Below are 19,684 nucleotides of genomic sequence, written 5' to 3' on the forward strand. Positions count from 1 at the left end.
AATGCTTCCTATCTATCTTATGTAAAGTGGTATCTTACACAAATTTATTGAATGTTGTTGGTTAGTGGATATGTTGATAAGTAAACTTCATCTGTTTTGTGCGTATAAAACTAATTTACTTATCAACATATCCACTAACTATAATCTGTGTACTGTTACACAATTGGAAGTATTTTTTGATTTTATGATGCAACTTGGGAAATTTTTATAATTTTTTTGTTGACTAACAAGACGGTATCTCCTGTCATCCAAGTAGCTAACACTGGGATCTCATTTTACTTTATGACGGTGTCATCCTAATACCTTCCCCTGTCATCCAAGTAGCTAACACTGGGATCTCATTTTACTTTATGATGATGTTATGAAAGTAGCCTCCTTCTCCTGTCATCCCAGTGCCCAGACACTGGGATCCATTTTGCATGTAATTCCGCTATAGTATTATGTTTTAGTGTAAAGTTTGGTATTTATCCATTAAGTTCGTTTGCGAGCAAAGTTCGCTAGATCCCAGTGTCACGCACTGGGATGACATCATAGGGGCACTGGGATGACAGCAGTCCTACGTCATACCGCGATTCATTCGCGGTATCTCTTAACATAGATCCCGCTAACAAGCAGCGGGATGACACCTCTCTTGGGCTCTTTTAGCTACAAACATTAAGAAATTTACTAAACGAAAAAAAGGCAAAAGAAGCCCCGTGGTGCGAGTTTTGACTCTATATTACTGTAAGTGGCGCTGTAATAATGTGCTAACGCTTAAAATAAGCGCGATTTGGCTGAATGTAGAAAAAATTTAAAAGACATGCAGCCGCTATAATTTTATGTAATCCGCCAAAAAATACCCTAAGTTTTTTACTGAATTTTGTCATTGAGCCTGCAGGTCAAAAACAAGTTTTGAGTCAGAAATACCCTTAATACTACAATAAGGGGGCTGGCGGAGTTTGTAAAGCAATTTTTTAGCCCTGTCTCCTTGCTATAATGTTCATATCGATAGAAAAGCAAAAGAATAGAATGAAATATCAAGTGATATCCTCTATAATTAAATTTTTTGAATGAAGAGATGACGATTCGTGTAGGAATTAATGGTCTGGGTAGAATAGGCAGAGGCGTATTGCGTGCTATTTTCGAAATAGAAGAATATAGCAAACAAATAGAAGTTGTAGCTGTGAATGGATCGCTCAGTGCAAAGCAGCATGCACATTTGATTAAATATGATTCTGTTCATGGCAAATTCAGTGGTGATATTGACTTTAATGAGTCTCAAAATTGGCTATCTATAAATGGCAGAAAATTTTCTTTATATAGAGAACGGAGCCCTGAAAATATTCCTTGGAATGTTGATGTAATACTTGAATGTACTGGTGCATTTAACAAGCGTGAAGAAGCAATAAGGCACAATGCAGAGAAAGTGATTGTCTCTGCTCCAGTTCCAGATGCTGATGTAACTATAGTTTATGGTGTGAATAATGATATGCTCAAAAAAGAGCATAAAGTAATATCAGCAGGTTCTTGCACTACAAATTGCCTTGCTCCGATTGTGAAAGTTCTACACTCTAATCTAGGTATAAAAAGTGGCTTTATGACTACTATACACGCCTATACGAATGATCAAAATGTTCTTGATGGCAATCATAGAGACTTATGCAGAGCAAGGGCTTGCGGATTATCTATGGTGCCAACTACAACCGGGGCAGCAAAAACAATCGGTTCTGTAATTCCTGAATTAAAGGGAAAGCTAGATGGCACTGCCGTCAGAGTTCCAGTTAGCAATGTTTCTATGGTTGATTTTAAATTTACGACTGATAAGAAAGCGACCGTTGAAGAAATCAATGAAATATTTAAGGATGCAGCTCTCTCCTCTACGTCATTCCAGCGCGTGACGCTGGAATCTAATTTCTGGATCCCAGTGTCAGCTACTCGGATGACATCAGAGGGTACTAGGATGACAGAGGGTTCTCCAATGTCAAATGTACTTTCTATATGCACGGAACCTTTAGTTTCAATAGACTTTGTGCATAACCCTTATAGCGCAATTGTGGATTCAACTGGTACATATGTTACAGGCGACATCTGTAGAGTTGCAGCGTGGTATGACAATGAGTGGGCTTTTTCGCTGAGAATGTTAGACATAGCATTATTGAGCCATAGTAAAGTATGAATGGAAACCCAAACAAATATGCTTCATTTTGTGAGCACTTTGCGGAACTCAGAAAAAGAGTTATCTTTTGCTTTCTATTTTTTTGCGTTACTTTTGGTTTTTGTTACTACTTTAAGGAAAATATATACCGTTTTTTACTTGCACCTTTAATAGAAGCAACAAAAGATAGCGAAGGTTTTTCTTTAATTTACACAGACTTAACAGAGGCATTTTTTGTGTATCTTAGAGTCGCAATAATGAGCGCACTTTTGTTTTCTTTTCCTGTGTTTGCATGGCAATTCTATATGTTCTTAGCACCTGGGTTATATAAAAGTGAAAGGGCAGTGTTGTTGCCATACTTAATTGCAACCCCGGTTTTATTTGTAACGGGAGCTACTGTAGTCTATTACTATATATTTCCTTTAGCCTGGAAGTTTTTTATCAACTTCGAACACAGTGGTAAATCCTTCGATATACCGATAGAGTTTATGCCATCAGTTAGCGAATATTTAGACCTCGTTCTCCAATTTATGTTTGCATTTGGCACTGCATTTCAAATTCCAGTAATACTCACATTGATGGTGAGAGTAGGGTTACTCACTACACAAAGTTTGTCAAATAAACGCAGAATCGCGATAGTGGTAATTTTTATTATCGCTGCAATCTTAACTCCACCTGATGTATTAAGCCAAGTAGGGCTTGCAATACCAATGCTGATTCTATATGAATTGTCCATTTTGATATGTAGGTATATTGAGAAGAAGGCAAAGGTTTGAATAAATATGTATTTGTAACGTTCTTTTTCGAGCACGAGCACCTTTTTCTTGCTTAAGCGTGTGTGATCATTACTAATAAGACTTTGTGTATTTGATTTTTTACATAAAATATGCAATGATTAAATTATATTACTTTAGAGAAATTATGAACACTGGAGATAGTAGAGCTTCTAATGATTTGGCAAGAAGATTTGTTGATGATATGGAAAGAAGCTTGTTGGAAAGAAGCTTGTTGGATAGAAGATTTAATGCGGTAGAAGTTGTGAATACTGATGATTGGGAAAGAATATTTAATGCGATAGAAATTGACAATAGCTTAAGTGAGCATAATGTAATCGATAAAATAAAGGAAAAATTACGAGATACATCTATTGTATATAAATTGTGGAAAATGGATAACTTTAATATAAATTATAAATTTATTATACAACATATGTACTGTTCTTCAAAAGAAAGCTTGCTGGATATGGCTGCTGTAAACAGGAATCCAAAAATATTACGAACTCTATTAGATAAAGGAGCTGATATCAACGTACAGGTCGAAACTGCTTTACGTGGGGCCCCCTAGGTTCAGTTCGTTGGGTAGATGGCCATGACAGGGTTCGTAAAGAGGTAACAAAGCCTCTAATAGCACATGAAATTAAGTTAAAAGGTTCCCGAGCAGAGAAGCCAAAAATTTTTATACAATACAATCATGAAAGCTTTTTTTCTGATGAAGAACTCAGTTCTTGTTTAAAAGAAGAGTCGGAATATTGGGATAGGTGTCTAGATGAAGTAGAAAAAATGAAAAAAGAAAAGATTGGTAATAATGTTACATTCTATGATATTTTGACAGGCAAGAATGATGAATTAGCATCTCACGTACGAAAGGTAAAAGCATTGGAAGATGACTATAAAAGTAAATTTCCTATATATGCTAACGATCTAGAACGTCAATTCAAAATAGGAAATCAGAGACTGGATGCTTTAAATGTAGGCGAGATAGTTATACCAATTCCTAAAAATAAATAGACGAATAAAGAAAAATTTCTAAAATAGAATAATTTAAGAATTAGTGGGGAGTTATGGCAGGAAAAAGTAAAGCAATAGGAGAAGAATTATATAATAAGTGTAACCTGGAATTAAAGAAGCACGGCATAAGAGGAGAGATAGGAAGAAGATTACAGGCAATAATATCTGCAAAAGAATATGGAATAACAAAAGTTGCTCAAATATACCGAATTACTAGAACTACATTGATGAAGTGGATTACAAGATTTAAGGAAGGAGGAGTCAATGCGTTTAAAATACAACCAGGACGTGGAGTAAAGCCGAAGTTGAGCTACAAGCAGCAAGAAGAAATTAAAAATGTCATAGCAGAAGAAGGAGCCAACCTAACGGCTAAGAAATTAAAAATCATAATTGAGAAAATGTTTTCTATTGAGGTAAGTAAGTCTACAGCACATAGACTGATGCAAAAGTTAGGTTTTTCGTATATTACTCCAAGGCCTGTGCACAATAAACAGGATAAAAATAAACAAGAAGAGTTTAAAAAAAAATCTTAATGAAACTATTGTCACGTATCCCGAAAAAGAGCTATTTTTCTTCGATGAGTTGCGGTTTGGCACACATTCAAAGATTGGACACGGGTGGTTTAAAAAAGGCATTAGGACACAGGTTAAGGTAAAATTAGGTAGGCAAAACTTTTATCTCTATAGTGCAGTTAATCCTAGAAATGGAGAGAGTTCTAGCTTATTCGTACCAAACGTCAATACTGATTGTATGAATATATTCCTTGAGCAGATGTCACAATATTTAGGAACAAGGGAGGCATTTCTTGTTGTGGATTGTGCAGGATGGCATAGATCCAAAGGTTTAAAAATACCACAAAATATTACCTTAATCTATTTACCTCCATATTCACCAGAGTTAAATCCAGTAGAGCGTTTATGGCAATATTTGAAAGACAATCTCATTAAAAATAGAATATATGACTCTGTTAGTTTATTGGAGGATACTGTATGTGCATTCATTCGTAATATTACGGAAAGTTCGATCAAAACCATTTGTTCTGTGAGTTATTTGCCTACTTATTTATGAGATTTGGTATTACATGATTTAATTAATAAGCTAGACCACAAGAAACTTGCAATAGTAGCTCGAGATTTAACTGATCCTAATAAGATTCAGATTATCATTAAGTCTTTAGTTGATAACCCAGACAAACTTCAAGCTTTTGCTCGCAATATGTCTAATGAGCAGTTTAAAGAACTTTTGGATAACGTAGGTGCAGAAGAGCTTAAAGACATCATTCACAAGCTGCCTTATGAGAAAGTGACAGCTGTGATTGGTGATCTCAGCAATCAAGATCAGTCTAAAGCTATTATTGATGCATTAAAAGGGAAACTTGACGAGCAGAGTAAACAGAACGAGGAAATGATTGAGATGCTCAAGCAAATCAAGGACGATATGCCAGGCATTGCAGAAGCTCCAGATTTTACAATAGTAGAAAACAATAACGATTCAATGCTACTTGTATGGTAGCAATTTATGAAAATCAATTTTTTTATAGTAGGTAACTTATTATGAGTAAAAACAATGTAGAATTATATTTTAATGAAAAGATTTCAGACCAAGAGAAATTAATAGAACTTAAGGGCCCGAGTTTTAAAAAAACAGATTTTGTAAAACCAAATATAGATTCAATAAAAATTGATAATAAAGACAAAAATGCTGATACTAAGAAGTTAGATTTTGATATAAATCAGCCACTGGACAAAATACCTGTAGAGCAAATGAAGCCAACAAACGTAGGTATAACATACCTTAAAAAGGTTTATGATGGCTTGATAGACAGTATTGATAAGTATAACACAAGTTTAAGCAGTCAAATTACAGATGGCATAGTGAACCCACTGTCAACAACTATATCAAATATAGGGAGAAATACAACTGGAATAGAAAGTCAACTTCGAACTCTTCGAGATGAGTTGCAGGAATTGCGTGATGATCAGCCAGGCACTGCAGAAGCTCCCATATTACCTCATGCTACTGGTGAAGAGAACGGATTGCTTTAATAAAAAAGGTAATAGCCTGATATCAGGCTGTTACCTTCTCCATATGCTATTTTAATATAGCTGAGTTAGGAAATCTATTTTAAAACTTTCGGCATATAGTTCTCATCATGTTTTGCAAACACTGTATCTGCAAGAAAAGTACTATTATCAAACATTTTACCTTGCACAACAACACCACTTTTTTCTGAAAACATTGGTGGAAGTATTCCCTGATATTTCACCATAACGCTCTTATTAAAATCTGTCATTTGAAAAATCACTTCGCTTTCGCTCCGTATCACACTATTTTCAACAACCATTCCACCAACACGGATTGGCTTTTGATTGTTTGGTAAAACTATTGCCTCACTTACTGTATAGAAAAATGAGATATTTTCTTTGAGCGTTGTTAGAATAAAAAAGACTGCACAGTTTAAAAAGAAGAAAATACCTGAAGTTATAAGTAAACGCTTATGTTTCTTCTTCATTATTATCTTTTAGGCTTTCTAGAATTTTTTTACTTTTAATATAGCAAGAAATGGTAAAAATCAGTTCTCCGGTAATCAACGTAAAACTAATAAGGTAAGCAAAAATTACATATGTATTCATAATGCATTATCAATAAATAACTCACCTGCATCAAAATAAATTAAGCTTCCATCCTTTTGCTGCAACACCAATTTACCACTTTTATCTATATCAGCAAAAATTCCTTCATACAATTTGTCAGCTAACTTTACACTGATTTGCTCATTCATTTTGAATGCTTTTTTTAACCACATTTCTCTTATAGCATAAAACCCATCAAATAGCCATTGCTTTCTTAGCTTATTAAAATTTATTATTAATTCCTTTAACAGATCCATGTTAGACACAGATTCACCGTAATTGCTAATGCACGTTGTTCCTGGAAGTGGTGCATGATTGACATTAATTCCAATTCCTATAATGAGCCAATTCGAATTGGATCTTTTTTCAAGCAATATTCCACTTATTTTCTTGCCATCGATTAGAATGTCATTTGGCCATTTATTTTGAACGTTACTGTCACTTATAAATGATAGTAACGTGTTGCCAACAGCAAGAGCAGTAACAAAAGTCAATTCTGTCAATTTGCTGACATCCGTTTCTTGGTTAATTATCAAACTCGCATAGAGATTACCCTCTGGAGAAATCCAGCTTTTTCCAGTGCGTCCCCTACCTTCTGTTTGTTTATCAGCAATAATGACAGTTTCATTTGATATTCCTTTATCAATTAAATCTAACGCTTCTTCGTTAGTGCTTGAAACTTCTTTGTAATGATGAATATGAAAGCCCTTAGGGATCACCTTGTCAGCCCTTTAGTTCAATGAGTGAGTAAAACGTACAAGAAAAGAACGAGGTTGATCAGTGAAGCCACTGAAGTGATAATGAATAGACCCTTAGAATAAGCAACCTTATTACCACTAGCTTTATCAAAATACATAACTTTCATGATATTTAAATAATAGTAGCATGATATCACACTCGCTATTACAAGGACCAAAGACAGGCTGATAAAGCCAGAATTTATTAAACTTTTGAATATAAAAAATTTAGCGATAAAACCTGCAAGTGGAGGTATTCCCGACATCGAGAGTAATAGTATAGAAAGATGGAATGCTAAAATTGGTTGCTTTTTTCCTATACCAGATAAATTTGCAATATCACAATCGTCATCGTCAATTTGTACGAGATATGAGAATAGCCCTATGCTTGTGATGATATATATCACCAGATACATTAAGGCACTATCTGTTCCTGCTTGTGTAAAAATAGAAAGTGAAGCAAATATAAAACCAATGTGACCAATTGAACTGTAAGCAAGCAGCCTTTTTAAGTTTTGCTGACGCAAGGCCCCAAAAGCTGAGATAAGCACAGACAATGCTGAAACGTATAAGAAGATAGGCTGAACATAACTTTTTACATTTACTAACTCTTCATTCATCAATCGAATTAAAAATGTTACAAGTGCAGCTTTTGGGGCCGTAGAAAAAAACGCAGTTACTATGGTAGGTGCACCTTGATAGACATCTGGAGCCCACATATGAAAAGGAGCAATAGCAAGCTTGAAACACAAACCAATAAGGATAAAAACTAACCCAAAAACTGTTCCATAAGTTATCTGATGGTTTTGCAAGAATGAACCGAGCTCAGAGAAATTGACTTGTCCTGTATATCCATAAAGCAGCGACATTCCATATAGCATAATGCAGGAAGATAGTGCACTAAGTGTAAAATATTTCACTCCTGCTTCACATGAATAAGCTGAATCTTTATTAAAGCTCGCAAGAACATACAAAGATATACTCATCAACTCAAAAGCTAAATAAAAAGAAATCAGACTATTTGCTGAAACCAAAGTTATCATGCCAAATAGCGCAAAAAGAATCAGTATTGAAAATTCATATTTATAGTCATATTTTGATAAATTCAGCATCAAAAGTATTAAAATTCCTGTGCTGAGAATTAACCCTTGGGCTGACCTGATGTATAAATTGAGTTTTAACAACGAATTAAAGAGAAAAATTTCATTGTTTTCTGCCGAAATAATTAAAATAATCAAAGTTACCACTGTGCAGCCAAGTGCTAATAAGTTGATAGTTCGGCGGTTAAATATAATTCCAAGCAGTAGCAACACTAACGAGGAGATAATAGAGAACGTTTCCGGCAATATCTGTATATAATTCATAGCGCATTATATTTGACTAACAAATTTGCCATACATGGCTTCAAATAATTCAGTGCAAGGGTTGGGTAGAATCCAAGCAAAATAACAAACACTGCAAGCAAAATTAAGACAGAAAATTCTATGCTATCCAAGCGGTTATTTAATAATTTAGAATAGCTAACCCCCCATATTATTTGCTTACATAAATTCAGCATATAAACTGCGCTTAAAATAGTGCCAAGTGCGATAAATCCTGTAAAAAACCCTATGCTCTTAAACATTCCAACCATAGCCAAAAACTCACCTATGAATCCAGATGTTCCAGGTAGCCCTATTGAAGCCATTGAAAATAAAATGAACATAAAACCAAATTTTGGCATTGTGTTTACTATGCCAAAGTACTTTGCAATCTCCAAAGTTCCAGTTCGAGTATATAGCATTCCAACACACAAAAATAAAGCAGCAGAAATAAGGCCATGACTAATCATTTGAAATATGCTACCCAGTACTCCTTCCTCACAAAATGAAAAGAGGCCAGCGGTAACGATCCCCATATGTGCTATTGAAGAATAAGCTATTAACTTCTTTATATCATCTTGAGCAAACGCAACTAGAGAAGCATATATCACCGCAATAATGCTCAGCACAACAACGAAATTTGAAAAATACAAACTTGCCTGAGGAAGCATTGGAATAGAAAACCTTAAAAATCCATATCCCCCCATTTTAATAAGCAAGCCAGCTAAAATCACAGATCCAGAAGTTGGTGATTGCACATGCGCATCAGGAAGCCAAGTGTGAAATGGAAACATAGGTACTTTTATTGCAAAAGAAATAAAAAATGCAATCCACAGCAATGACTGCACTTCAAGATCAAGGCTTGGCACTAATGTAGCTAATTTTTGTATACTAAACGTTCCAAAAACACTATAGATGTATACCAACCCAAGTAGAAATAATAATGAGCCAGTTAATGTATAAAGAAATAACTTAAACGTCGCATATATCCTTTGCTTCCCTCCCCAAATGCCAATAATAAAGAACATTGGTATTAAGACAGCTTCAAAAAACACATAAAAGCTTATAGCATTCAGTGAAACGAAAAAACCGACTACAAAACTCTCAAGCAGTAGAAATAATGCCATATAGGCTTTTAGGGTCGTATAACTCATTTTGCAATTATAGAGCATACAAATAACAAACAAGAAGGTCGTAAGTAGAAGGAAAAGCAACGATATTCCATCCACCCCTATTCCAATATCTCTTACTGGATAGCTGACAAACTGAAAGTCCGCATTGTTATAATCAAATTCTATACAAGCTACAATGCTAAGCAAAAATGGAAGTACAGCAAAAAATAGGGCAAGGAATCTTAGGTGTATAGATTGATGATTAATCCTGATCGAGGATAAAATCAACGCTCCTATCAGTGGAAGCAAGAATATACTAAGTAACAACACCTTCTATTTAATTCCAATAATATATAAAGCACCGATTATTAAAGTAACAAACATAATAAATGCATAATCAAATATATAACCAGTTTGTAACTTTATAGAACTTTTTGAACATTCATTAACCAACCTTACAACACCATTTGGCCCAAATGAATCAATAGCCTTAACATCAAACTTCCATAGAAGCCTAGACATAAATCTTATCGGTGCAATTATAACAAACTCATACACCTCATCAAAGTACCATTTATTCTGCAAAAACTTAAGTAAAAATTTACTCTTAATTTGCCTAATTACTTGATATTGGTAAATTAGGTACGCAAGTGCTATTCCACTTAGGCTTGCTAAGGTTGGCAGTAGTTTTATAAAGAAATTATGAACTCCATGCTCATCAATCATCACTAAACTTGATTTCCAAAACGCATTACTAGTTATGTTCAAAATATTTGCTCCCCACACTCCAGAAAATACCGATCCAAAAGCAAGTATCAGTAATGGTATAAGCATAATCTTCGGTGCTTCATGTATATTAATTTTACTTTGTTTTTGGCTATGGAACACAAGAAGCAATAACCTCCAAGAGTAAAACGCTGTGAAGAATGCAACAACTAAGCTTATTACAAAAGCAAAGCTATCCGTGCTATAAGCATGTTCAATTATCAAATCCTTTGAGTAAAAACCTGCAAATGGAAATATTCCAGAAAGCGCAAGAGACCCAATCCACATGAGAGTGTAAGTGCAAGGGATTTTCTTCCAGCAATTTCCCATTTTCTGAATGTTTTGCTCATGATGCATTGCATGAATCACATTGCCAGCACCAAGAAATAGTAGAGCTTTAAAAAAAGCGTGTGTCATTAAATGAAAAATAGCAACATTGTAAGCAGAAAGCCCACATGCCATGAACATATAACCAAGTTGACTGCAGGTTGAATAAGCAATTATTTTCTTTATATCGTTCTGAGTAATCGCAACCGTAGCTGCAAAAAAAGCAGTAAGTGCCCCAACAATAACTATTAATTCTCGTGCCACATTTGATAGCTCAAACAATGGAGAACATTTTGCTACTAAAAATATACCTGCTGTTACCATCGTTGCTGCGTGAATGAGTGCAGAAACAGGGGTTGGCCCTTCCATTGCATCTGGCAACCAAACATGTAAACCAAGCTGTGCAGATTTACCCATACAGCCAATAAAAAGTAATATGCATATTATATGAATTATTTTAAATTCACAGCAGAATGCCCTAATGTTCTGTGCGCCAAGAAGATCAGCTGTGTCAAAAACTTCAGTAAATTTCAAAGAGTGAAATGTATAATAAATGAGAAAGATCCCAATCAATAGTGCAAAGTCTCCTACCCTATTCACAACAAATGCTTTAATTGCTGCATTATTTGCAGAATATTTTTGGAACCAAAATCCTATGAGTAAATAAGAACATAGGCCAACCCCTTCCCAGCCAAAAAAAAGCTGCACGAAATTATCGCTTACAACCAGCACAATCATGCAAAACGTAAATAGCGATAGGTAAGAAAAAAACCTCGACTTCCCTTTGTCATGCTCCATATAACCGATAGAATAGAGGTGGACTACTAGTGAAACGGTGGTAATAACAATAAGCATTAAGGATGAGAGAGCATCCACACTAATTGCCCAATTTACTTTTAATACACTTAATGAAAATAGAGGAAATAAACTCAAGTGATAATTTTCAGAGAAGGTGAGAAAAACATACCAAGATAAAACTGCAGATATTCCAATCCCTGCCGTTGTAACTAACTGACTTTTTCTAAAAAGTGCTGCAAATAGCGAACCAAAGAGTGGCAAAAATACTATTAATTTCAGTATATCCATCATACTTTCATTCTTTCATTAAGTTCGCTTGTTCAACATCTATATTGCCACGACTTCTATAATATACAACCAATATTGCAAGCCCAACTCCTGACTCTGCTGCCGCAACAGTCAACACAAACATCACAAAAATTTGCCCAACTATATCATTCATAAAGGCAGAAAAAGCAACTAAATTGATATTAATCGCCAGCAATAATATTTCTATTGATAATAATATATTGATTATGCTCTTACGGTTAATGAAAATACCGCACACCCCAATAGTGAACAAAATAGCAGCAACTATCAAAAAATGATTTAATCCTATTTCCATTCTACTCCTTTTCCAAATTTAGCCTTAACCAATTTTACAGATGAAGATTGTGTCAATTGCTTTAATACATTCTGTTTTTTAACTCCTTTTTTCTTGTCCTGCAAAGTAAGAGCAATTGCACCGACAATTGCAACAAGCAGCAGAATACCAGAAAGATGAAAAGCGTACATGTAGTCAGTGTAGAGCAAATTACCGATAGCTTTCACGTTATTGGCATTATAGTTTATAACATTACTTATATTCAGCGTTGAGCTGCGGATTACAAAACTGATAATCAGAAAAAACACAACACATAATATAGCACCAGGAGTGAAATGCTTCGCAAAACCCTGGCGCAACCTTATGTAGTCAATATCGAGCATCATAACTACAAAAAGGAATAACACTGCAACCGCACCGATGTATACTATCAGCACCATCATAGCAATGAATTCAGCTCCAAGGAGAATAAAAAGAACTGCAGAATTAACGAAGGTGAAAATTAAAAATAATACTGCATGCACAGGATTTCTTACACTAATTACACAAACAGCAGATAAAATGCTAAGAATTGCGAAAAAATAAAAGAAAAAAGGCATCGATACTTTAACTGCAACAACAATTACTAATTTAAAGTGACTATCGTAGTAAAGTCAATATTAAATGCCTACCTTATGGATGAACTTGCGATTGTGATTTTAAACATTCGGGAGTAAGTACATTCTTAATTGCAGTACACATACTCATATCAGGATCATTTTGCTTCTCTTCACTTACTTTCTCGCAAAACTTTCCAATACCATAACCCACCAGTGCACCAACAACAGTGGCTGCAATAAATACTGCAACAGCAACAACAGGAGTTAAAGCAGCAGCTCCTGCGAGGTATGCTATAGCTGCTCCTATCACCGCACCACTACCTAAAGCACAATAAGTTTTATAGATACTTGTCTTGATCTTCACTTCTGTTTGTGGTTTTGAAGCTTCTTCTATCCGTTCAAGTTTTCTTGCAAGTAAACGTCTACCAATCTCCGTACCATCTGAACTACCACATTTCTCCAAAATCTTCGAAATATATTCTACATAGCTCCCAATAGATTTTATATACCCTCCTAATATGTCTATCTTACCTTCATTGACATATTTTTCAATAGTATCAGGGGTAAGCTCATCAAGTATTAGCAAATAGCGGATTTCTGTTTCATTAATTGTTTCAATAAATTGCTCAGAAGGTTTCCCTACACATTCAATATACTTATCTATGATATCGGTATTTTTTTTAGATAACTCTGCAACACCTCGTCCTGATTCATATCTTTTTAATTTATGTTCGTATCTACACAGCAACATGTCCACAACAGCACTTTCCAATTCTTCAAGCGATATTTTTCCTTGGTCATCAGAGTTAGTAGGCATATTTTCTCCTATTTACTATACTTAACATACAATAATTTTAACTAATATTTTCACAATTGTCAAATTTAGGCGTCCATTTTTCTTAAAGTTCAAAGTACACAACAAAAACTTTACAGAGTGCAAGTAGTAAAATTCTTGACAATTTTAATTTATTAACGTATAATATATGTATGTTAGTAATTAATGGCAGCTCAAAATGTATAACATATTTGGTTATTTTCAAAGCAATAACACTTGTAATACCAAACTTCGTTATTGGGAAGACAAATAGAATATACGATAAATTCACTTAAACCTCCAGTTATAGGCGGAAAGCACTCTTTTTCATTTGTCTCATTATTATTGAGAATTGGTATAACACACAAAGTAACAAATTAGATGGAGAAAGTTATCAATACACCACAAGAGACTATATGACAATTTACTTCAATAACACACTAGCCAGTTTAGATAGATCATGGAGAGAATTTAAAGAAAAAGCGTATGGATTTGTGTATAATATCGGAACTTGGTTGAAAGAAACATATGAAAACCTCACTGAACGACCTGCAACGCATAACCACTATATCCCGCAAGAAGAATCTCCTATTAAAGTCAAAGAGATAATTGGAAGAAGAGAAGTGGAGGAACTAAACCGTACATATAAGCCATTCCAAACTCCACCTATCCACCCAACAAGCAGAAGTCCTGGTGCCAATACCTCAAATCAAGTTGTTGTTACTCGACATACACCTGAAACTACTAAAACAAAATAGATGCAAAACCTACGTTTAAAGTACTTGAGTGAAGCATTCTTTAACTGTTCTATTCAATAAAACCTTTACAATATTTCGATCATAGGTTTAACTTTACGAAGTTATAATCTATAGAGCTGCAAATGAACGATTATCTCTCACTGCTAAATCCAGAACAACAATTAGCTGTAACTAACATAGATGGACCGGTTTTAATATTGGCAGGAGCCGGAACCGGAAAAACAAGAACGATCACTTCAAGAATAGCGCACATAATTAGAAACGGTCACGCTTATCCTGATGAAATATTAGCAGTTACATTTACAAATAAAGCAGCAAATGAGATGGTATCAAGGGTACTTGAGCTAACAGGCACAAACATACCATGGCTTGGCACTTTCCATGCAATTGCAGCAAAAATTTTACGTCATCATGCTGAAGTTGTGGGGCTAAATTCCAATTTTACAATTATTGGTGTGGATGATCAATTACAGGTAATAAAAAACATCATGAATGAAATCAGCCCTGATTACCTATCAGAAAAATGTAAGACCATTATGAATATTATTCAGCAATGGAAAGAGAAGTGTTTACTGCCATCTGAAGTGGAAGACGTTCAATCATTTAGGCCAGTGTACGTAACTGCACTCAAAGTCTATCACCAGTATCAGGAAAGGTTAAAATTCCTTAACTCTGTCGATTTTGGTGACTTATTGCTATATAACATACAACTCTTTAATCAAAAGACCGAAGTTCTGTCCTACTACCAAAACAAGTTTAAGTATGTCATGGTAGATGAGTATCAAGATACAAATGCAATACAATATCTTTGGCTAAAATACCTTGCAAAAAAGCACTCAAATATTTGCTGTGTGGGAGATGACGATCAGTCAATATATAGTTGGCGTGGTGCAGAAGTTGAAAACATTTTAAAATTTTCTGATGATTTTAAAAATGCAAAAACTGTCAAACTAGAGTGTAACTATAGATCAACATCTCACATACTTGCAACTGCGTCATATGTTATCAATCACAATAAAACTCGGCTAGAAAAAAAATTGTGGACAACAAACATTGAAGGGGAAAAGGTAAATCTAATAAAATTATGGGACGGAAAAGCTGAAGCAAGGTTCATAAGCGAACAGATATTAAAGCTCAATAAATACAGATTTAGTGACATTGCAGTGCTGGTAAGGGCCACTTTTCAAACTAGAGTTCTCGAAGAGTATTTTATAAAATATTCAATCCCCTATAAGATTATAAGTGGCGTAAAATTCTACGAACGTCAGGAAGTCAGAGATATAATTGCATATTTAAGACTTGTTACAAACAATAACGATGACTTAGCTTTTGAAAGGATCGTAAACCGGCCAAAAAGAAGCATAGGAGCTACAACTCTAAAGAAAATATACACGACTGCTCAGGATAATAAAATTTCTTTTTTTGAGGCAGCAAAAATATTAGTTAATAGTAATCAAGTAACCGAAAGAATTAAACTCTCACTAAATGATTTTTTAAATAAAATTAAAGCTTGGGAAGAAATAGTAAGCGTAAAACCACTGCATGAATTCGTTAAAATCGTAGCAAACCAATCAGGGTATATTGAAATGCTTGAAAATGAGGAGGTAACAGGCTTAGCACGAATAGAAAATGTCAAGGAGCTCATCTCATCTTTAAAAAATTTCGATAATGCCACAACTTTCTTGGAGCATATAAGTCTAGTGATGGAAGTGGATAATATGAATAACGATGACACCGTATATGTTATGACTCTTCATGCAGCCAAAGGACTTGAATTCCCGTGCGTGTTTCTACCTGGTTGGGAAGAGGGATTATTTCCTCATCAAAGATCTTTTGAAGATAAAAGTGGTAAAGCTTTAGAAGAAGAAAGGAGACTTGCATATGTTGGCATAACCAGGGCAAAGGAAAGGTTAATCATTTCATGTGCAGATAGGAGGGAAATTAACAACCAGTGGCAACCGATGCGCACTTCTCGGTTCATTAAAGAATTGCCAAGAGAAAATGTTGAGGTAATCAAGAGTAACGCCTACTGTTGAAGCTATAACTGCAGATAAACATATCTTACAAATCTGAATTACTTCAACTATATGTGTAACCAGACTGCATTCTGTGATTTTTAGCAAAACACGATCTTTCATTTGAGCTTTCTTCAATTTAAAATAAATACAGAAAATTGCTGCCTATAGCTAAACTGACTTAGATTTACCGACAATTTGAAAAACCGTCATTCCGCTACTAGTTAGCGCCGCGGCGGTATGACGGTTCGCGGCGGCATGACGATAACCTCGTCATCCCGCTACTTGTTAGCGGGATCTATGCTAAGAGATACCGCGGCAGCATAGCTATAGCTATCTTCAAAAATATGGTTGAATAATTGTTAATAATAGTGTATAATTATTAATATTTTCAAGCATTTTTGCCATGGCTCTTTCAAAATTTCTCGATCCTCGCAATGATTTGTGTTTCAAAAAAATCTTTGGAACGGAAAAAAATAAGAATATCCTGATCCACTTTTTGAACGATATTTTAGGGTTTACTGAGATAAATGCAATACAAGAAGTTGAGTTTCTTAGCACTATTATGGATCCCGAAGTTGCCTCTGATAAACAAAGTATTGTTGATGTTCTCTGCAAGGATTCTCACGGAAATAGATATATAGCAGAAATGGTGCGACCTGAAAGTCTTCGGTCATATTGTTTAAAAGGAGAGGAATTCATTCAGAAAGAAACTGAAAGGATTCTAAAACTTATTAAACCAGATGTTTTGCCGTCTGAGTCTACGCATCAGTGCGAATCGGGCAACCGGTTGGTGCCAAGCGATGCGGACAATGAACCTCCTCTTGAAAAAGAAGATGCTCAATCGTGAGAGGGGCATAAACTGCAAGCATCATGTGGTTGGAGGGCTAGGCTAGTGGTATGGTGAACGTAAGTGAAGCTTTATAAGTACCGATACGATGAAAGAGCTAAAGATGCTGATAAGCTCTGACCAAAAGGTAATGTGGATAAGTTACATTTTTCATTTCTAGATGTACGCAAATAATAACTCCACCGGTATAGAGAAGCCACCTAACCCACTGTTGTATGACTGGAGAAACAGGGTAAGCCTGTATTTTCGCCTACATGGCAAGCAAACCGCAAGGAATGCTGATGGAAGTGCAGGTAAAGGAGAATGGAGAAAGCGAATGCCATTTTGTAACGAAATGGATAGAATTTGTAACATTAATTCGCGTGAAAACGAGCAGACTTCCGTTTGGTCCCTCGTGACAAGAAACTTTGTTAACCACTTAAGGTAGGAAAGCAGATGATTACAAGTAAACCTGTAAGTGCATCTACCAAAAGCTTTGAAGCATGGAAGCAGTTGCCATGGAAGAAATGCCAGAAAGTTATTGTGAGGCTACAAAGACGTATTGTTAAGGCTGTCCAAGAAGGAAGATGGGGTAAGGTAAAAACTTTACAACATCTTCTCACACGCTCTTTTAGCGGAAAAGCTTTGGCTGTTAAGAGAGTAACTGAAAACCAAGGAAAAAACACAGCGGGTGTAGATCGTCAACTATGGTCAACTTGCAATGCTAAATTTCAAGGAATAAAGCAGTTAAAGCAAAGAGGATATAAACCTTCTCCGCTAAAACGGATTTATATCAGTAAATCTAATGGCAAAAGAAGACCTCTTGGAATACCCACGATAAAAGATAGAGCCATGCAAGCATTATATCTGTTTGCTCTGGAACCGATAGCTGAAACGATCAGTGATCGTCACTCCTATGGCTTTAGACCTAAAAGATCCTGTGCAGATGCTACAGTAGCTTGTCATTTGTTACTGGCAAGTCGTAATCAACTACAATGGATACTTGAAGGTGATATCAAAGGATGCTTTGACAACATTAATCATGAATGGCTTATGAAGCATATTCCTATGGAGAAAAAAATTCTGCATAGTTGGTTAAAAGCTGGCTTCCTAGAATCAAAAACTCTGTATCCCACAACTGCAGGTACCCCGCAAGGTGGTATAATTTCTCCAATACTAGCCAATTTAGCCTTAAACGGACTTGAAAAGTTATTGGAAAGTCGATTTGGTAAACTCGGCAGTAGAAAAAGAAACAAAATCAGAAGTGGAGTGAATGTAATCAGATACGCAGACGACTTTATTATTTCAGGTTTCACACATGAAGTACTGGAAAAGGAAGTTAAGCCTTTAGTATCATCTTTTCTTCATGAGCGAGGTTTAATTCTGTCAGAAGAGAAGACAAAGATTACATCTATCACAACAGGGTTTGACTTTCTTGGTTGTAATGTACGTAGATATAATAAGAAGTTAATTATTAAACCTTCGAAAGAAAGTATTAAAAGACTTCTTAATAAAGCACGTACATTGATAAAAGCAAATATAGCGAACACTCAGGCTATAGTAATTAAGTCACTCAACTCTCTACTGAGAGGATGGGGAAATTACTATCACCATGTGTGTGCTAAAAAAGCGTTTAGAAAGATCGACAATGAAATTTGGCATAGTTTATGGAAATGGGCAAAGAAAAGACATCCTCGTAAAGGATTACGTTGGATAAAGAATCGTTACTTCAAAGTAATGGGTCAACGCCAATGGGTTTTTGCTGCACCCCTATGCAAGAACAAACCAAAAGAGATACGGTATTTAAGACTGCTTAAGCTGATTGATATACCTATCAGACGACATGTTAAAATCAGAGCGGATGCAAATCCCCTTGACTTAAAATGGAAAAAGTATTTTGATGAGAGAGTGAAACGAACAAGAATGTTAGCAAGCTCTTTCTCAAGAGAAGGTTCTCTACTGTTGGTGTCACCATTAAGAATGATGTTTCCTGAGGAATCATGAAGGACAAGCCGGTTCTAGAAAAGAAGAACTTAGATAAGGGGCTCAAGCGTAGTGTGGGGAAACCTGCATGCTGCGTTTCTAAGGGAGGGGGTAGTAGTAATACTGCTTCCTTACCTGACCAGCTCGCTAGAGACAAGGGCTTCGAAAAACGCGCTCAATTATATGCCGCTAAAGCCTACTCAAGACAATTAGATAAATCTGGCAACTACATTGATTTAAAGAAAGTCTTCTTTATTGCTATATCAAATTGTAACTTACTTCCCGAAGAAGTTGATTATATTTCTACTCACAATATACGTGATATAAAAACTAACGGCCATTACTTAAAAGATTTTCAATTTATCTTTATAGAATTGCCCAAATTTTCAAAAAGTAAAGTAGAGCAGTTAGAAAGTATAGTAGAAAGGTGGTGTTTCTTTTTTAGTGCG

The 19,684-nt window shown here is 35.3% G+C and carries 20 protein-coding genes and 3 pseudogenes; 14 read left to right on the plus strand and 9 right to left on the minus strand.

Going from position 1 to position 19,684, the window contains the following annotated elements; translation table 11 throughout:
• The first annotated feature begins 1,057 nt into the window (after positions 1 to 1,057).
• The 7 genes and pseudogenes from AAGD99_RS03295 (at position 1,058) to AAGD99_RS03325 (ending at position 5,966) form a co-directional block, all read left to right on the plus strand.
• On the plus strand, positions 1,058 to 2,155 hold the full coding sequence (locus AAGD99_RS03295) for a type I glyceraldehyde-3-phosphate dehydrogenase (protein WP_341823200.1): 1,098 nt from the start codon (positions 1,058 to 1,060) through the stop codon (positions 2,153 to 2,155).
• A complete protein-coding gene (gene tatC, locus AAGD99_RS03300) occupies positions 2,152 to 2,910 on the plus strand; it encodes a twin-arginine translocase subunit TatC (RefSeq protein ID WP_253309061.1) in 759 nt (252 codons plus the stop codon). The genes AAGD99_RS03295 and tatC overlap by 4 nt, the downstream gene beginning before the upstream one ends.
• A 145-nt stretch (positions 2,911 to 3,055) precedes the next feature.
• Positions 3,056 to 3,478, plus strand: a complete 423-nt coding sequence (locus tag AAGD99_RS03305; RefSeq protein WP_341822586.1) for a hypothetical protein — start codon at positions 3,056 to 3,058, stop codon at positions 3,476 to 3,478.
• Positions 3,479 to 3,693: 215 nt separating this feature from the next.
• On the plus strand, positions 3,694 to 3,921 hold the full coding sequence (locus tag AAGD99_RS03310) for a hypothetical protein (protein ID WP_341822587.1): 228 nt from the start codon (positions 3,694 to 3,696) through the stop codon (positions 3,919 to 3,921).
• Positions 3,922 to 3,974: 53 nt separating this feature from the next.
• A protein-coding gene (locus AAGD99_RS03315) for an IS630 family transposase (RefSeq protein WP_341822277.1) occupies positions 3,975 to 4,989 on the plus strand; the annotation gives its coding sequence in 2 pieces (ribosomal slippage) (positions 3,975 to 4,439 and positions 4,441 to 4,989; 1,014 coding nt in all).
• Positions 4,990 to 4,998: 9 nt separating this feature from the next.
• A pseudogene (locus AAGD99_RS03320) lies at positions 4,999 to 5,433 on the plus strand (magnesium transporter MgtE N-terminal domain-containing protein); the annotation flags it as partial.
• Positions 5,434 to 5,474: 41 nt separating this feature from the next.
• The gene (locus AAGD99_RS03325; RefSeq protein WP_341822589.1) at positions 5,475 to 5,966 is read left to right on the plus strand and encodes a hypothetical protein; all 492 of its coding nucleotides are present in this window, start codon (positions 5,475 to 5,477) and stop codon (positions 5,964 to 5,966) included.
• Between the two features lie 74 nt (positions 5,967 to 6,040).
• On the opposite strand, the gene ccmE is transcribed toward AAGD99_RS03325, so the two are convergent.
• From ccmE to AAGD99_RS03370, 9 genes are all read right to left on the minus strand, one after another.
• Positions 6,041 to 6,433: a cytochrome c maturation protein CcmE gene (gene ccmE / locus AAGD99_RS03330; RefSeq protein ID WP_341822590.1), complete on the minus strand. Its 393-nt coding sequence runs from the start codon at positions 6,431 to 6,433 to the stop codon at positions 6,041 to 6,043.
• A complete protein-coding gene (locus AAGD99_RS03335; protein WP_167482792.1) occupies positions 6,417 to 6,554 on the minus strand; it encodes a hypothetical protein in 138 nt (45 codons plus the stop codon). Before AAGD99_RS03335 ends, ccmE begins: the two co-directional genes overlap by 17 nt.
• Complete coding sequence (locus tag AAGD99_RS03340) at positions 6,551 to 7,273, minus strand: biotin--[acetyl-CoA-carboxylase] ligase (protein WP_341822591.1); 723 nt, start codon at positions 7,271 to 7,273, stop codon at positions 6,551 to 6,553. Before AAGD99_RS03340 ends, AAGD99_RS03335 begins: the two co-directional genes overlap by 4 nt.
• 17 nt (positions 7,274 to 7,290) lie before the next feature.
• Complete coding sequence (locus AAGD99_RS03345; protein ID WP_341822592.1) at positions 7,291 to 8,655, minus strand: NADH-quinone oxidoreductase subunit N; 1,365 nt, start codon at positions 8,653 to 8,655, stop codon at positions 7,291 to 7,293.
• Complete coding sequence (locus AAGD99_RS03350; protein WP_253309434.1) at positions 8,652 to 10,094, minus strand: NuoM family protein; 1,443 nt, start codon at positions 10,092 to 10,094, stop codon at positions 8,652 to 8,654. Before AAGD99_RS03350 ends, AAGD99_RS03345 begins: the two co-directional genes overlap by 4 nt.
• A gap of 3 nt (positions 10,095 to 10,097) precedes the next feature.
• Positions 10,098 to 11,945 carry an NADH-quinone oxidoreductase subunit L gene (gene nuoL / locus AAGD99_RS03355; RefSeq protein WP_341822593.1) on the minus strand — a complete coding sequence of 616 codons (1,848 nt, stop codon included), beginning with the start codon at positions 11,943 to 11,945 and terminating at the stop codon, positions 10,098 to 10,100.
• Between the two features lie 4 nt (positions 11,946 to 11,949).
• Positions 11,950 to 12,258 carry an NADH-quinone oxidoreductase subunit NuoK gene (gene nuoK, locus AAGD99_RS03360; RefSeq protein WP_019236815.1) on the minus strand — a complete coding sequence of 103 codons (309 nt, stop codon included), beginning with the start codon at positions 12,256 to 12,258 and terminating at the stop codon, positions 11,950 to 11,952.
• Positions 12,249 to 12,836 carry an NADH-quinone oxidoreductase subunit J gene (locus AAGD99_RS03365; protein WP_253309432.1) on the minus strand — a complete coding sequence of 196 codons (588 nt, stop codon included), beginning with the start codon at positions 12,834 to 12,836 and terminating at the stop codon, positions 12,249 to 12,251. The genes nuoK and AAGD99_RS03365 overlap by 10 nt, the downstream gene beginning before the upstream one ends.
• Positions 12,837 to 12,909: 73 nt before the next feature.
• On the minus strand, positions 12,910 to 13,653 hold the full coding sequence (locus AAGD99_RS03370) for a hypothetical protein (protein WP_341822594.1): 744 nt from the start codon (positions 13,651 to 13,653) through the stop codon (positions 12,910 to 12,912).
• A gap of 255 nt (positions 13,654 to 13,908) precedes the next feature.
• Between AAGD99_RS03370 and AAGD99_RS03375 the strand changes: the two genes are divergently transcribed.
• The 7 genes and pseudogenes from AAGD99_RS03375 to AAGD99_RS03405 all read left to right on the plus strand — a co-directional run.
• Entirely contained in the window at positions 13,909 to 14,031 is a 123-nt protein-coding gene (locus AAGD99_RS03375; protein ID WP_341822595.1) for a hypothetical protein, read from the plus strand.
• 35 nt (positions 14,032 to 14,066) lie between these two features.
• On the plus strand, positions 14,067 to 14,408 hold the full coding sequence (locus tag AAGD99_RS03380) for a hypothetical protein (RefSeq protein WP_341822596.1): 342 nt from the start codon (positions 14,067 to 14,069) through the stop codon (positions 14,406 to 14,408).
• A gap of 122 nt (positions 14,409 to 14,530) precedes the next feature.
• A complete protein-coding gene (locus AAGD99_RS03385) occupies positions 14,531 to 16,444 on the plus strand; it encodes an ATP-dependent helicase (protein ID WP_341822597.1) in 1,914 nt (637 codons plus the stop codon).
• A 385-nt stretch (positions 16,445 to 16,829) separates the two neighbouring features.
• A pseudogene (locus tag AAGD99_RS03390) lies at positions 16,830 to 17,075 on the plus strand (PD-(D/E)XK nuclease family transposase); the annotation flags it as partial.
• 358 nt (positions 17,076 to 17,433) lie between these two features.
• A complete protein-coding gene (locus AAGD99_RS03395; protein ID WP_338482311.1) occupies positions 17,434 to 17,700 on the plus strand; it encodes a hypothetical protein in 267 nt (88 codons plus the stop codon).
• An 8-nt stretch (positions 17,701 to 17,708) separates the two neighbouring features.
• The gene (ltrA, locus tag AAGD99_RS03400) at positions 17,709 to 19,256 is read left to right on the plus strand and encodes a group II intron reverse transcriptase/maturase (RefSeq protein ID WP_264330863.1); all 1,548 of its coding nucleotides are present in this window, start codon (positions 17,709 to 17,711) and stop codon (positions 19,254 to 19,256) included.
• Positions 19,253 to 19,678, plus strand: a pseudogene (locus AAGD99_RS03405) (PD-(D/E)XK nuclease family transposase); the annotation flags it as partial. The gene ltrA and the pseudogene AAGD99_RS03405, both read left to right, overlap by 4 nt.
• Positions 19,679 to 19,684 lie beyond the last annotated feature (6 nt).

Source organism: Wolbachia endosymbiont (group A) of Clivina fossor, from assembly GCF_964026865.1.
In the GTDB taxonomy this organism is placed as follows: Bacteria; Pseudomonadota; Alphaproteobacteria; order Rickettsiales; family Anaplasmataceae; genus Wolbachia.